Here is a 14545-nt window from a genome sequence, read left to right on the forward strand (position 1 = left end):
TATGGAAAACACCTTTCACTTATTTATCCTTATTTATCATGATACTAGCGATTGCACCAATACACACACCTACAAGAGCTGGAATGATCCATCCTACACCTTCTGTATAAAACGGAATATGCTTCAATATTGGCGTCCACTGATTCGTCATCACATTTTTATTTAAAATATCGATTGCACTAAATACCGCTACAATCACAATTGTAACAGGATATATGCACACATACTTTCCAATATACTTATGGAATAACCCTAAAATAATAAGCGTTAATGCAATTGGATAAATAAATCCAAGAATCGGTACTGAAACTTTTAATATTTGTGTTAACCCTAAATTAGCTAAAACCATACTAATAAAGCTCAATATAAACGCCCAAACTTTATACGACACTTTCGGAAATACACTTGCGAAAAATTGACTACAAGATGTAACAAGTCCGATTGAAACACATAGACAAGCGACAGTAAAAATAAGACCTAATAAAACTAACCCACCTTGTCCAAATAATGCCGTCATAACTTGCGCTAACACTTCCGCACCGTTATCAAATGTACCCAATGAACCGCTAATTGAGCCAACATATCCAAGAATGACATAAATAATAGATAATAAAAGCCCTGCTCCAATACCAGCAATACTCATATATTTAGCTAAACCTTTATCATCTTCAATACCTTTTGCACGCAAAGCATTTGCAATAACAATCCCAAATATTAAAGCTGCTAACGCATCCATCGTTAAATATCCGTCTAAAAACCCTTGGAACATCGGAGCTTGTCCATAGTTCCCTATTGGCTCTTTCACATCTCCTACCGTTGTAAACATACTCTTTATAAAAATAAGTGCAATCATACATAATAATAACGGCGTCAAAACTTTTCCGAACAAGCCCATTAATTTAGACGGGGATAAACTTAACCAGTAAACAATACTAAAAAAAATAGCCGTGTAACATAACAAAACTAAGCTACCTGCTTGTGGGAACAACTGACCTGGTCCCATTTCAAAAGCTAAACTTCCTGCACGTGGTATACCAAGACCTGGTCCAATAAATAAGTACACAATACATGGAAATATAATTGCAAATGAGGAATGAACCCTGCCCGCTAACGTTTGAAAACTCCCCGCTTTCGCAATAGCGATAACCCCTAATATCGGAAGCCCTGTTGCTGACATAATAAAACCTAGCAATGAAATCCACACATGCTCTCCCGCTTCGTATCCAAGGAAAGGTGGAAATATAAGATTTCCGGCCCCAAAGAACATAGAGAATAACATAAGACTAATAAGTAAAATTTCTTTTTTCTGTAACAATTTCATTTCTTTCTCCTTCTTCAATTTCACCTTACATGAAATCAATTCCACACATAAAAAAATGCGGTAATCCGCTTCCTTACAAAGAAAACATAGTCCATAGTCTATCACAAAAGAAACACCCATTCTATAGCTATTTCCCTTTTCAAATTTCTTCTGAAAAATCAACCTTTATTGACTTATAATAGTTAATAAGGTAAAATATTAATCATACAAAACTATTAACTTTGTTTTTTGCTTGTGTCAGGAGGAAAATATTATGGAATCAGCGATACAACTAGAAAGAGAACAACAAAGAAAAAAGAAACATCCTCCAGGTTTATACTTACTCTTCTTTACAGAAATGTGGGAAAGATTTAGTTACTATGGATTACGAGGATTATTAACATTATATTTAACGACAGCTTTAGTAAGCGGTGGTCTTGGGTTTAGTCCAGCGTGGGCACTCTCTATTTACGGATTTTATACTGGTGCTTGTTATTTCACACCATTAATCGGTGGATACTTAACAGACCGTTTTCTAGGTAAACGAAAAGCCATCACAATTGGTGGTATAACGATGGCAATTGGTAACCTTACACTATTTGCCTTGCAAAACCAAGTCGGTCTATACCTCGGATTAGCGCTTATTATTATCGGTAATGGATTCTTCAAACCGAATATCTCTACACTTGTTGGAGAATTATACGAAGAAAATGATCCAAAGCGTGATAGTGCATTTACAATTTTCTATATGGGTATTAACGTCGGTTCATTTTTAGCTCCACTCGTTTGTGGGTTTTTATCAGAAAATTTATTCAAAACAACAGTAGATGGCGTTGTTCATTTCGGATTCCGTTACGGCTTCTTAGCCGCTTCAATCGGAATGATCATTGGACAAATTTTATTTACAACACTATCTAATCGCTTCCTTGGTGATATTGGTAAAAAACCAACCCGCGATTTACAAACAACAGATGGACAACCAACAGTAGGAAATACACCATTAACAAAAAAAGAAAAACAACATACAGCAGTTATCGTCATTTTAACGTGCTTCGTTGTCTTCTTCTGGGCTGGCTTTGAACAAGCTGGTAGTTCGTTAACATTATATACAAATAAATTCGTTGACCGCTCCGTATTCGGATGGGAAGTACCAACGTCTTGGTTCCAATCGGTCAATCCGTTATTTATTATTTTACTTGCACCAGCCATTTCAGCATTATGGGCGAAACTGGCAACTAGAAAAAATGGTGACATGAAAATCCCAACAAAAATGGGACTTGGTATGATCTTACTCGGTATCGGTTATATTGTTCTTGTTATCGCTACATTAAAAACAGGCAGTGACGAACATAACATTACAGAAAAAGCAAACTTACTATTTATCGTCTTTACGTATCTTTTCCATACGTTAGGTGAGCTATTCTTATCACCTGTCGGGCTATCAATGGTTAGTGCTCTCGCTCCAGTAAAACTTGCTTCTTTATTAATGGGCGTATGGTTAGCAAGCTCAGGTATTGCTAATATTTTAGGCGGACAGCTTGCAAGCTTCACAACTTCACTTGGATATGCTGAAGTATTCACAGTTATTGGGGCTGTGGCGATCGTTTTAGGTTGTGTTTTATTATCAATTTCTAAGAAATTAGTGAAATGGATGGATTAAAAAAAGATGAGGAATTTTCCTCATCTTTTTTTACGCTTTCTTTCCCTTTTCTATTGCTTGTTCATACAAGCCTTTATGTTCTTTATATTCACTTGGCACGAAACTCTTATAGAAGAACGAAAGCCAGCTGTCTCCTTTTTTATATCCTTCTTCTCGAATTTCCGCTGCCTTTTTATTTGATTTAAATCCTTCAGTAAACCATTTCTTTAATGTTTCATTCTTTTCATACTTAGCAGGAACTTTTAAGTCGTAGTTTTCAAATGCATATGTATATCCAGCTTTTTCCGCTGCCTTTTTAGCAGACTTATATCCCTTTTCATACGCGGTTTCATATGCTTTCACATATACATTCTTTTCAGTATTCCCAGGTTTCTTTTCAGCTAATTCTTTACCAGCCTTTTCACCAAGTTCCGCTTGTTCTTTTTCAATCTTTTCGGTTCTCTCTTTATTACCTACTTGGAAACCTTCTGCAAAGTTCACCTTAAACTCAGGAGTAATTTGACTATCGTCCATTGCTTCTTGTGCTAACCCTTGCTCTTTACCTTTTTCAAAATGCGCTTTTTTCTGTTCTTCTAAAGACCATGCCGCAGCATAAGTAGTTGTAAATGCTTGTTTATATGCATCTGGTTTTCCAGCTAAATGTCCTTCTGCATTATTCTTTCCTGCTTTAAAATCTGTCTCTCCGCTTGTTTGCCCTTCAGCTTGTCCCTTTTCAGCCTCAGCTTTACGCTGCGCTTCCTCTGCCTTACGTGCTTCTTCTGCTTTGCGTTGTTCTTCTGCAACACGCTGTCTCTCTTCCTCTACTTTGCGCTGTTCTTCTGCAGCGCGCTGTCTCTCTTCCTCTGCTTTACGCTGTGCTTCTGCAGCACGTTGTTTTTCTGCCTCCGCATTGCGCTGCGCTTCTGCTTGTCTTTCAGCTTCTACAGCACCATTATTATTTTGGCTAGGAGCTGGACTCGTTGCACCACTACTAGAAGCTGGTTTATTGTGATAATGATATTCCCCGTACTGTAATCCCCATTTCTCACAATTTGTACGGCACGTATGTCCACCATTAGCATCTGTACGCCCTGGATGTGCATAAGCAGAAATTGGCGCTACCAATAACGCTACACTTGTTGTTAAAAGAAGTTTTTTTACTTGCTGTTTCACTTTTGTTCCTCCCAAAATCTAGATTCATTACTTTATTATACAAAAATAGAAAAATACTTAAATACCAACTAAAATATTCTTTTATTTCTCAATTTTGGATAAAAAAAGAAGGTTCACTCTTTAAAGAGTGAACCTTCTTTTTTCTTTATTTCTTAGCCTTTGTTCCTACTAGATCACCCGTAATAACAAAACGCTTAGAATTATCCTTAACAGATACACACGTAATAAGTGTTATCTCGTCTTTCCCATGATCCTCTACAACTTCCCATTTATCAGGAGTCACTTCAGATACACCAGTAACAGTATACTCATACTCATTTGCATTGTCATACAAATAAATTTTATCGTTCTTCTTTAAAGTTGATACATCACTAAATAAAACACCGTTTTTTGACATATTATGCCCTGCAAGCGCATAATTCCCCTGTCCCATTACTTGATTTTCTCTTACAGTTGCCGCACCTGATAATAAATTCTTTTCAGTCGACGCTTTTAAAACAGGAAGTTCTAATGAGATGCTCGGAATTGAAATACGACCGATTACTTGTTTTTTATCTAACGATGCACTCGCTACTTCTGCCAAGTTTGGTTGATTAATTTTTGAAGCATCTACAAATTCCGTGTCGTGCTTTTCATAATCCATCTTTTGAACAGCTTGTACATTCGCTGTCTGTTTCGTCTCTGCCTTATATCCATCATAAAATGGCTTTCCGATTAATACACCACCTACAACAAATAGAAGGATTGCTACTATACTATAAATTCTTTGCTTATTCATATACAATTCCTTTCCGTTACAAAATCTTACTCTATATAAAATGATAAGATAATATTGCTATATGTACAAGTATAAGCTTAAAAAGAAACCTTCTTGCATCAGCAAGAAGGTTTCTTTTTAAGCCAATTTATTTCTGTATAGGGATACGTGGAAGACTGTCATTTGAATAAAGAAAATACCAAATGCAATATATAGCGGATACCCTGGAATATATAAATTAACAATAGGAGAAAGAGTTAAAAAACCAACCGCACAAGGTAATACATACCATAATGAAACAAATGTTGTGCGACAAGCTTTCTCTGTAATCGCCTTTTCGCGCTCATCTTCTTGAGGGAATAATAATGGATACATCCAATACGAAAGCCCCTTATATTTTTTCTTTTGAATTTTATAAAGAATAGTCGATATAATGCTAAACATTACAAGTAATCCAAACGGTATTAAACTCATCGAAACTTCAAATGGCACTTCCTCTGTTTTAATAAAATTAGCGACTTCAATAGTAACATAATACAGCTCAATAAATACCCAACCTGCTAAAACCATCAAAAGTACATTTAATATATAGGAAAATACAAGTCTATTCATCCTCTTCCCCCTCCTTATTTAAAACAAACACATCTTCCATCTTTAACTCGAATACATCACAAATCGTCAATGCTAGTAACAATGAAGGAACGTAATCCCCTTTTTCAATTGCAGCGATCGTTTGTCTCGTCACCCCAACCTTTTCTGCTAATACACTTTGCGAAAAATTAAAGCGAGCTCTTAATTCCTTCACCCTGTTTAAAATGGTCATTTTTACCACCTCTTACCATTATTGTATGCTACTCTTAACAAAATGTAAACTCAACTTAACATTATTTTTACAAAAAAATCCAACTTTACGTATTGTAAAGTTGGATTTCGTTTTAGTTTAAAATTGTAACTTTAACACTTCTTCTGCCCCAATTATTAGCTGTAGCTGAATCTGGCATTAATAAATCAATTATATGACCTTTAATCGCACTACCAGTATCTCCAGCAATCGCCGTACCGTAATTTTCCACATATACAGTAGAACCTAATGGAATCACAGCTGGATCTACAGCAATTAGTTTCATGTTTGGATTTGCAGTCAAATTATGTCCTAACTTAGACTTTACAATTTCACCCGGTTTATAGCCATTTTCAGATGGATCAGCTGTATAAGCAGTTGCTGTTACATAAAATTCTTTTCCACCTTGAGCTGGTTTTGGATCCGGCTTAGCTGGTGTTGTATCTTTAGCTACAGGCTCTGCCGGCTTAGCTGCCTGTTCTTCTTTTTGCTTAGCTGCTGCTGCCTTCGCTTTTGCCAACTCTTCTTGCTCAGCCTTTGCAGCTGCTTCAGCTTTTGCGCGCTCTTCTGCTGCAATTCTTGCTGCTTCTTGTTCACGAGCAATTGTTTCTTGTACTGCTTTCATATTTGCTTCAACTTTTGCTTTCTCTTCCGCTGCTAAATTAAGTTGGCTTGCAATCTGATTATATTTAGCTTGAACCGTTTGTAAGTTATCTTGACGTTTTTTCAAGTTATCTTTCAAATCTGCTTGTGCTTTTGCTAATTTTTGCTTATCTACTACTAAAGATGCTTCTTTTTCGTCAATCTCTTTTTTATCTTCTTCAATTTGACGAAGATCCTGTTCTTGTAGACGTAAAATTTCTTTATCTGCATCTAAAATTGTAGATACCGCATTCATACGTTGTATGAAATCAGCAAAGTTTTTTGATTCTACAACAACTTCTACTACTAAACTCGTATTTGAGCTATTTTGAACAGAAACCATACGTTTTTTCATAATATCCTTACGAGCAAGGACTTTATCTTCTAAAACGATAATATCTGCTTTTTTTTGTTCAATCTGCTTATGTGTTTCATCGATTTTATGTTGAATAGCAGCTTGATCCTCTTTATTTTTTGCAATTGTATTATTTAAATTATGTAGTTCATTTTCGATACCTTGAATTTCTTTACTAACAGCTTGCTTCTCTTGCTCTTTCTTCTGCATATCTGCATCGTTTTGCTGCAATTGCTGTTGCATGTTGTTAAGTTTCTCGTCGTTTGACTCTGCTTTTACAGCGACTGTACTAGAAAGAACAATCATTCCTGCTAATACTAGACTACTGATTCGCTTAAAATAGTTCATAATCCGACTCCCTTCTTATACAGTTATACATGATTTATTTTACAGTTTGTTTACAGAACCATTAAATACAGTTTATTTTTCATGACAAAAAAAAGGGAATTATGAATAAAATGTAATAGATTCTTAAATATTTAACAATTCCTATATTTAAAAATTATAAAAGATGCTAAAATCCAAATATAGAGAAAATATAACTTCTAAAGGCGGTTGAGATAAATACATGTTTACTCAAAAGAAAGCACTCCAACATAAAATTGATCAATTAGAAAATCGTATACAAGAGCTAGAAACAGAATTAAAACAAAAAGATATTGAAAGCCAAGAGACTATTTCTTCTATCCACGACCGTGTACAAAGCGTTGTTCAAGAGCATCAACTTGTAAATAACCAGCACCATACACTCCAAAATTTAATTCAACAATTAAACTCATGTTTTGAAAATGTTTCAACACGTACGACACATTCCAATGAATTAAATAGTGAAATGTTACAAAAAGAACAAAGCTTAATTCAGTCTATTGAAGAAATTATCGATTGCTCTAATGAAGGAAAAGAATCTGTTCACCGTTTACTTATTGTAATTAATAAATTAGGTGAACAATCTCAGCGCACGTCTAATAGTATGAATCATTTAAGTGAACGCTCAAAAGAAATCGAGCAAATTGTAGAAGTAATTCAAAACATTGCTGCGCAAACAAATTTATTAGCGTTAAATGCAAGTATTGAAGCTGCACGTGCTGGAGAGCATGGAAAAGGATTCGCTGTTGTTGCCAATGAAGTAAGAAAACTAGCAGAAAGCACAGCGGAGAGTACAAAAAACATTGGCAATTTAACGAAAAAAATCCAAGAGGAAATTGAAAAAGCGTACGAAAATACAAAAGATAATTTACATTTAGTTGATGAAGGTGTAGAAATGAGCGCCGATACTAACGCTAGAATTGAAAATATTTTAATAATGATTCAAACATTACAAAGTGGCGCTACAAATGTTATTAAAGCTATCGAAAACCAAAAATCTTGTAATGATGATATATTACGAGAATTTGCAAATACACAGCAAATGTTCCAAAAATTAAATACTACTATTATGAATCACATTCATGATGCTGAAAAAGTCGATGGTCAATTAACTAAAAGTCTTCAAGAAACAGTAGCTTCTCATTAATAATAAAAATCCCTTATACCGGTATAAGGGATTTTTATTATATTTCGAATATTTATTTCTTCTCAATATTCATCCTCTCTTTTGCTATAATGGAAAAGTTGTTTCTTTCGACTAATAAACAAGGAGGTTATTATGGAACAATTTTACTACATTTTAAAATATTTAATTCTTGGTCTATTCCAAGGACTAACAGAACCAATTCCGATTTCTTCAAGCGGTCATCTCGTTTTAGCACAGCATTTGCTAGGACTAAAAATAGAAGGGTTTAGCTTTGAGCTACTTGTTAATTCAGCTTCATTATTAGCTGTATTACTTATTTATAGAAATGACTTAATTCGTCTAACAAAGAATGGTCTATCTTATATATTCACAAGAGCAGAAGATGCAAAATCAGATTTCTTCTTTATTATTTACCTTGTTATTGCAACCATTCCAGCAGGTGTAATTGGAGTTTTATTTAAAGATTATATCGACCACTATTTAAAAGGTGTGAAAATGGTTGGGATTTCCCTTCTTATTACTGCTATCGGCCTTTGGATTATTCGAAACTTGCGTGGACGTAAAAATGATGGCGACCTTTCTATGAAAGATGCAATCATTATTGGTCTAGCACAAGCTTGCGCACTAATTCCTGGTATAAGCAGATCAGGTGCTACAATCGTGGCAGCAATGTTACTTGGTATGAAGCAAGAAACAGCTCTTCGCTTCTCATTCTTACTATACATTCCTGTTAGCTTAGGTGGTTTATTGTTAAGTATTACAGACATTGCAAACGATCCAAATTTAGATACATTACTTGTACCTTATATTGTTGCTTTCATCGCAACATTTGTCATGACATATATTTCATTAAAATGGTTTATGAACATTATGGCAAAAGGAAATTTAAAATATTTCTCTTTCTACTGTATTATCGTAGGTGTGCTAACTATCATTTTCTTATAAAGTGAAACTTTAATCAGTGGGGGTTTTGTTCATCCCCCACTGATTATTAGCCCGCACCAATCGGGCTTTTACGGGCAGCCCGACTCCCACCTAACTTCTTTGCTCCAACTGAATTTTGAGGTGGGAGTTTTACTGCCCACAAATAGCGGGATAAAAAACCTCTTACTACCCTCATACAGTAAGAGGTTTTTCCTTATGCATAAACTTTCTTTTCCTGACAATACAAGCGAATAACATGTGTATTTTTTTGAAATAAATCATGTGTTAAGCGAATAATAATAAAATTTCGTTTTGTATTATCATCATGAACAAAAATCTGTTCCCCCTCCTGAAAACGCCATGTGCTTTCAAAAGTTGTAATATGATCCCCGCTTACAGAAAAAAGCTCATATCGCATATCTAGTACCCTCTCTCAACTTATATAATCACAATATCCTTATATTATATTTAGTATAACTTAATTTCGATAAAATTTGTAATTCTTTCTATTTCGAAATATTTTAACTTTGTTTTAAACTCCTTTTAGCGCTATAATGATAAACGAATTTTCATTGAAAGGAGCTTCATTTTGACTGCATATTTATTTCCAGTAAAAACAGCATTTATTTTATTTCCTATTTTAGCAATGTTTCTCTTAATTCCTTTTTTAATATTTAATTATCGAAAATACGGTTATTTAAATAAATGGCGCTCATTTATTTTATACTCATTATTACTCTACTTATTAAATGCCTATTTTCTTGTTATTTTGCCATTACCACAAACGTATGATACTTGTAGCCTACAACCGGCTAATACACAGCACATGCAACTCTCACCATTTTATTTCATACAAGAGATTGGTAATCATACATCAGCAATTTTAACGAAACCAGCTACTTATTTCTACTTATTAAAAGAATCTGCATTTTTACAAGTTGCATTTAACGTTCTATTAACCGTTCCATTTGGTATTTACTTACGTTATTATTTCCGACGTAGTTTCTTACAGACTATTTGTATTTCTTTTTGTCTTTCACTATTTTTCGAGCTAACACAGGTGACTGGATTATATGGTATATATAATTGTGCCTATCGCCTATTCGATATAGACGATTTGTTTTTAAATACATTAGGAGGAATCATTGGTTTTATTATCGCACCAATATTTACGTACTTCCTTCCGAAAGCAAACGAGTTAGATAGTCGTATTGATTTGGAAACGAAACCAGTCGGATTCGTTCGTCGCCTTATCGCGATGCAAATTGATTGGATTTTCTTATCTATCGTTGTACCTTTCATTAAAAACAAAGGAAATTCTTTCTTCATTTCTAATATCCAATCTTACACAAATGTATACGAACTCATCTTCATTACATGTTCGATCTTTATTTACTTTATTATCATTCCATACTTTACAAACGGAAAAACAATTGGGAAAGCATTGCTTCGTATTTACGTGAAAGGAAAGTCAGATCGTATTACAATGAAGGAACTATTCATCCGTTACGGTATATTCTATTTCATTTTAGGTGGAATCAACTATATTCTTTCTAGTAGCTCTATCTTAAATCATACAGAGCCTTTAGTATTACTAGTTATATTGTTATTCCAATTCGTAATTAACGGCCTATTTATTATTCACGTTTTATTACATGTATTTAGCCGTGATAAGTTACTATTTTACGAACGTATTAGTCAAACAAGAAATGGAATTACACTTAAAAAAGCTGACAAATAATAATTTGTCAGCTTTTTTTCATAATCGTAAATAACTTTTCTGTATAAGGGCTTAAAAACATTCCTGTTTCATCTAGTGACTTCCTCATTTTTAGAAACGAATGCATTTCTGGATATATATTTTGTAATTTTTCGTACGTTAACGTATGCATTTTCCCCCAATGTGGGCGCCCTTCATACTTTAGAAAAATTTTCTCCACTTCACCAAAATAAGCGGCATACTTCATACCTTTATACATATGAACAGCAATATACGCTGAATCTCTTCCGTACGCTGGACTGAGCCATATATCATCATCTCTCACGTAGCGGCATTCAATTGGGAAGTGTACCTTATACTTTTTCTTTTCAATAAGATTTGAAATCTCTTCTACAACAGTCCTCATATACTTTGAAGGAACACTATACTCCATTTCATAAAATGGAACTGTACGTGATGTAGCGAACACTTCATAGCTTGCGCCAATTACTTTCGTGTTCGGTACAGCCTTAGCCGATAATCGGCTTACTCCTTTACTTATAGAAGGAAACCATTTACACCCTTTAGATAACAAAGCGAACATCCTATTTTCAAGTAGCTCCACCTTTAGTTTATGCCATTTCAAATCACTTTCTTTACTCGTTGTTTTGTTTGTAAATTTCACTTGCACTTCATCTGAATAAGGAAAAACGAAAAATTCAAAATGACGATTCTTCTTATATTCTTCTAGCTTGTTCATTACAGTAGTTAATGACTGTTTTTCGCTTTCATAAACGAGAGAATACGCTGGGATAACCTTCAATTTTATCTTTACAATGATACCTAGCATTCCAAGCGATAACTGCAATGCTTTCCAATATTCGGCGTTCTCGGTTTCTGAACAAACTATACTCTCACCTGTTGATAAAACTGCCGTGATCTCTATAACTTGTGTTGATAAACTCCCAAATGTAACACCCGTCCCATGAGTCCCCGTACTAATCGCTCCTGCAATAGATTGTGAATCAATATCCCCTAAATTTTCTTGCGCATAACCTTTTTCCTGAAGTAACTTCCCTAAATCATGTAACTTTGTTCCCGCCCACACTTCAACAGTCATCTTCTCTGCATCAATATTTGCAATGCCCTTCAATTCATCTAAAGAAACTAAAATTTCTTCCGTTTGCACAAGAGGTGTAAAAGAATGCCCTGAACCGACAACACGAATTTTCTTTCCTTTTTTTCGTGCAAGCCCCACAACTTCTACTACATCTTGTATACTTTTTGGATACATCGTATAATGCGGCGTTCCTTCTACATTCCCTGTCCAATTTCTCCATTTTTGTCCCTTTATAGAAAGCATTGTCCATCCCCCCGATATGTTGAATACTCTCCAACAATTTCCCCTTGTTTAATGCGATACAAAACAGGAAAACGCTCACATAACTCTCCAGCTTTACTATGACGAAACAAGATAGAATCTCCTATCGCTACTCGTTCCTCACCGTTATAAAAAATTGGTGTTTGCACTTCACCAGCACCTTCTAAAGCTAATAGTTTTGCACCACCCGGTCGCCAAACCTCAGGCTCTTTATCTTTACCAACTGCACCTGAGGCAATATATCCGCCACCTAGGCAAGTATAAATAAAAGGAGCCGGTTTGCGTACAACTGGTAAAGCAAATCCGGCAGCTGGCTGAAATTTCACTTCTTTATAATAGTCAAACAGTTTAGGAGAGTAAAAAGCGGATCCTACAGTAATCTCCGTAACTGAGTTATCTTGCTCAGTTGTTTTTATACTTCCTGTTCCTCCCCCATTTACAAATCTTAGTTCAATACCAAGGTTTTGTAGTTCTTTTACGATACGTCCTCTTCTTTCTTTAACCTCTAACACTGATTTCTTCTTTAAATACGAAACCACTTTACTTTTCATCCATTGATTCGGTATATGATCCCCCACCCCGGCAATTTGAGCTTCATATCCCATTACACCATCTAGTATTAAATATGATGAGCCCTTCACCTTTTCTACTATTTTCAAAGCGCTCTGCACATCTTTTACCGGGGATCTTTTTACACCAAAATGAAATTTCAAAAAACGACTACTCATATCAATATCCAAACAAACGCGAAAACACCCTTTAGACTTCTCAGCAATTTTTTCTAAATAAGTAATATGTTCTTCACAATCCACCATACAAGTTATAATGTGCCCTTGCTTTGTCAGCAAACTAATTTCATGTAAAGCTCTTTCATCATAAACAGGATATCCGAGCAATAAATCATTAAACCCTTGTTCAATTAAAAACAAAACCTCTCTAGGTGAAAAACACATAATCCCTTGAAATCGACCACTTGCAGCTAAAATCCGTTTCATAATTGGAACAGATCGTAACGATTTACTCGCTATACGGATCTTCTTATTTCCACTTAACTCTATAATCGATTGAATATTTCTATCTAAAGCCACTTCATCTAAAAATGCACACGGTAATGGAACTTCTTTAAAAATTCCTCTATCCACATTTTTCTCTCCTCTTCTATATATGTCTTATACATATTGGAAAGAAAGAATGATTTTCCTGTTTTCAAATAAAAAAAGTTTCTTCTTTACGAAGAAACTTTTTTAAGGCTACTCTACTTCATAGAAATAGTCGCCTCTACTGGATAATGATCCGAGTAATCATTATATGTATATTTTTTGAGCCATGACGTAACAGTCCATTGTGGCGATTTCGACTGTAACACCTTATTCTCTATATACGATGGATTAGCATGGTCCTTACTTGTAATAATATAATCTAAATACTCGGCAGGGCTATCGGGGAAGTTATATTTCGCAATACTGTTTGTCGTCGCATCCCAAGTTGCAGTATGTCCAGTATAAGATGGAATAGAAGCGTGCAATGTTTTGAACATGGATGCGTACTCTGAGTCACTATTGTTCTCAGCATTTATTTTATTCACATTCATATCACCACCAATTAACACATACTCGTTATTTGGTATATTTTTATTTTTAATAAACTCTTGAATTTCTTGTAGCTGTTTTGTACGTACAGATGCTGGCGAAGTTTGTCCACACATATTATCTTCAGCTTGTAAATGAGTCCCAATTACATGCACAAAACGATCATTTTTCTTAACTTTTGTGTATACAAATCCTTTATTTGATAAGTTATCTGGCCCGCAGCCTTTTTCGAATACATATTGAATCTTTTCAACAATTGGCCATTTACTCACAATCGCTACCCCTCCATCTTCAGGAGTCGAAGATGAATAGTTGCCTAACGTCTTATCCCACTCGCTTCCACTACTACGACCTAATACTGCCGTTTGATTTGGATATTCTTTCTTCAAATTTCCTAATAAGCGATTTGAAGCACTATTATCAAATACTTCATTTAATATAACAACATCTTGATTTTTCATATAATCCGCTGCCCCAATTAAATCCGCACGCTCATTTTGTCCCCAGTTTGGATATAAATTCGTTGATAACATATATACATTATGGGTCATTACTTTTAACGTATCATTTTGATTTGTAGACATTTCTGCTTGAGCTGAAGATCCACTATATAAAGCTCCTAAACCAATACCAAAGCTAAGTACACCTTTTAGCAATTTACCTTTCACGCTTCATACCTCCATGTACTGTGTAGTGATAAAAAGGCCAAATACTCTATTCTGAGATTTGACC

At 34.8% G+C, this 14545-nt stretch carries 13 protein-coding genes and 1 pseudogene; 4 read left to right on the forward strand and 10 right to left on the reverse strand.

Translation table 11 applies throughout. From position 1 onward, the window contains the following. Nucleotides 1-19: 19 nt before the first annotated feature. Complete coding sequence (gene brnQ1 / locus MKX77_RS20720; RefSeq protein ID WP_445819105.1) at nt 20-1321, reverse strand: branched-chain amino acid transport system II carrier protein BrnQ1; 1302 nt, start codon at nt 1319-1321, stop codon at nt 20-22. A gap of 253 nt (nt 1322-1574) precedes the next feature. On the opposite strand from brnQ1, the gene MKX77_RS20725 reads away from it, so the two are divergent. Then, nucleotides 1575-2960: a peptide MFS transporter gene (locus MKX77_RS20725; RefSeq protein ID WP_059037682.1), complete on the forward strand. Its 1386-nt coding sequence runs from the start codon at nt 1575-1577 to the stop codon at nt 2958-2960. A 30-nt stretch (nt 2961-2990) separates the two neighbouring features. On the opposite strand, the gene MKX77_RS20730 is transcribed toward MKX77_RS20725, so the two are convergent. The 5 genes from MKX77_RS20730 to MKX77_RS20750 all read right to left on the reverse strand — a co-directional run bounded on the left by MKX77_RS20730 (nt 2991) and on the right by MKX77_RS20750 (nt 7055). Continuing rightward, entirely contained in the window at nt 2991-4112 is a 1122-nt protein-coding gene (locus tag MKX77_RS20730; RefSeq protein WP_341307675.1) for a YHYH domain-containing protein, read from the reverse strand. 145 nt (nt 4113-4257) lie between these two features. Beyond that, complete coding sequence (locus MKX77_RS20735; protein WP_341307676.1) at nt 4258-4890, reverse strand: class A sortase; 633 nt, start codon at nt 4888-4890, stop codon at nt 4258-4260. A 117-nt stretch (nt 4891-5007) separates the two neighbouring features. Next, nucleotides 5008-5481, reverse strand: coding sequence for a DUF2178 domain-containing protein (locus tag MKX77_RS20740; RefSeq protein ID WP_341307677.1), 474 nt, complete (start codon nt 5479-5481; stop codon nt 5008-5010). Then, nucleotides 5474-5692, reverse strand: a complete 219-nt coding sequence (locus tag MKX77_RS20745) for a helix-turn-helix transcriptional regulator (protein WP_000154009.1) — start codon at nt 5690-5692, stop codon at nt 5474-5476. Before MKX77_RS20745 ends, MKX77_RS20740 begins: the two co-directional genes overlap by 8 nt. 112 nt (nt 5693-5804) lie before the next feature. Next, complete coding sequence (locus MKX77_RS20750) at nt 5805-7055, reverse strand: 3D domain-containing protein (RefSeq protein WP_341307678.1); 1251 nt, start codon at nt 7053-7055, stop codon at nt 5805-5807. Between the two features lie 646 nt (nt 7056-7701). Between MKX77_RS20750 and MKX77_RS30720 the strand changes: the two are divergent. Then, nucleotides 7702-8220 (forward strand): annotated as a pseudogene (locus MKX77_RS30720) (methyl-accepting chemotaxis protein); the annotation flags it as partial. 132 nt (nt 8221-8352) lie between these two features. Then, nucleotides 8353-9165, forward strand: coding sequence for an undecaprenyl-diphosphate phosphatase (locus tag MKX77_RS20760; protein WP_002114163.1), 813 nt, complete (start codon nt 8353-8355; stop codon nt 9163-9165). Nucleotides 9166-9358: 193 nt separating this feature from the next. Here MKX77_RS20760 and MKX77_RS20765 read toward each other — a convergent pair whose 3' ends face one another. Then, nucleotides 9359-9562: a hypothetical protein gene (locus tag MKX77_RS20765; RefSeq protein ID WP_016103553.1), complete on the reverse strand. Its 204-nt coding sequence runs from the start codon at nt 9560-9562 to the stop codon at nt 9359-9361. A gap of 171 nt (nt 9563-9733) precedes the next feature. Between MKX77_RS20765 and MKX77_RS20770 the strand changes: the two genes are divergently transcribed. After that, complete coding sequence (locus MKX77_RS20770) at nt 9734-10885, forward strand: VanZ family protein (RefSeq protein ID WP_341307679.1); 1152 nt, start codon at nt 9734-9736, stop codon at nt 10883-10885. 7 nt (nt 10886-10892) lie between these two features. On the opposite strand, the gene MKX77_RS20775 is transcribed toward MKX77_RS20770, so the two are convergent. The 3 genes from MKX77_RS20775 to sph form a co-directional block, all read right to left on the reverse strand. Further along, entirely contained in the window at nt 10893-12206 is a 1314-nt protein-coding gene (locus tag MKX77_RS20775; RefSeq protein ID WP_341307680.1) for a D-arabinono-1,4-lactone oxidase, read from the reverse strand. Next, nucleotides 12194-13366, reverse strand: coding sequence for an amino acid deaminase/aldolase (locus MKX77_RS20780; protein ID WP_215555251.1), 1173 nt, complete (start codon nt 13364-13366; stop codon nt 12194-12196). Before MKX77_RS20780 ends, MKX77_RS20775 begins: the two co-directional genes overlap by 13 nt. 113 nt (nt 13367-13479) lie before the next feature. Continuing rightward, nucleotides 13480-14481, reverse strand: coding sequence for a sphingomyelinase C (sph, locus tag MKX77_RS20785; protein WP_341307681.1), 1002 nt, complete (start codon nt 14479-14481; stop codon nt 13480-13482). Nucleotides 14482-14545 lie beyond the last annotated feature (64 nt).

Source organism: Bacillus sp. FSL R9-9410 (assembly GCF_038050385.1).
GTDB lineage: Bacteria > Bacillota > Bacilli > Bacillales > Bacillaceae_G > Bacillus_A > Bacillus_A cereus_U.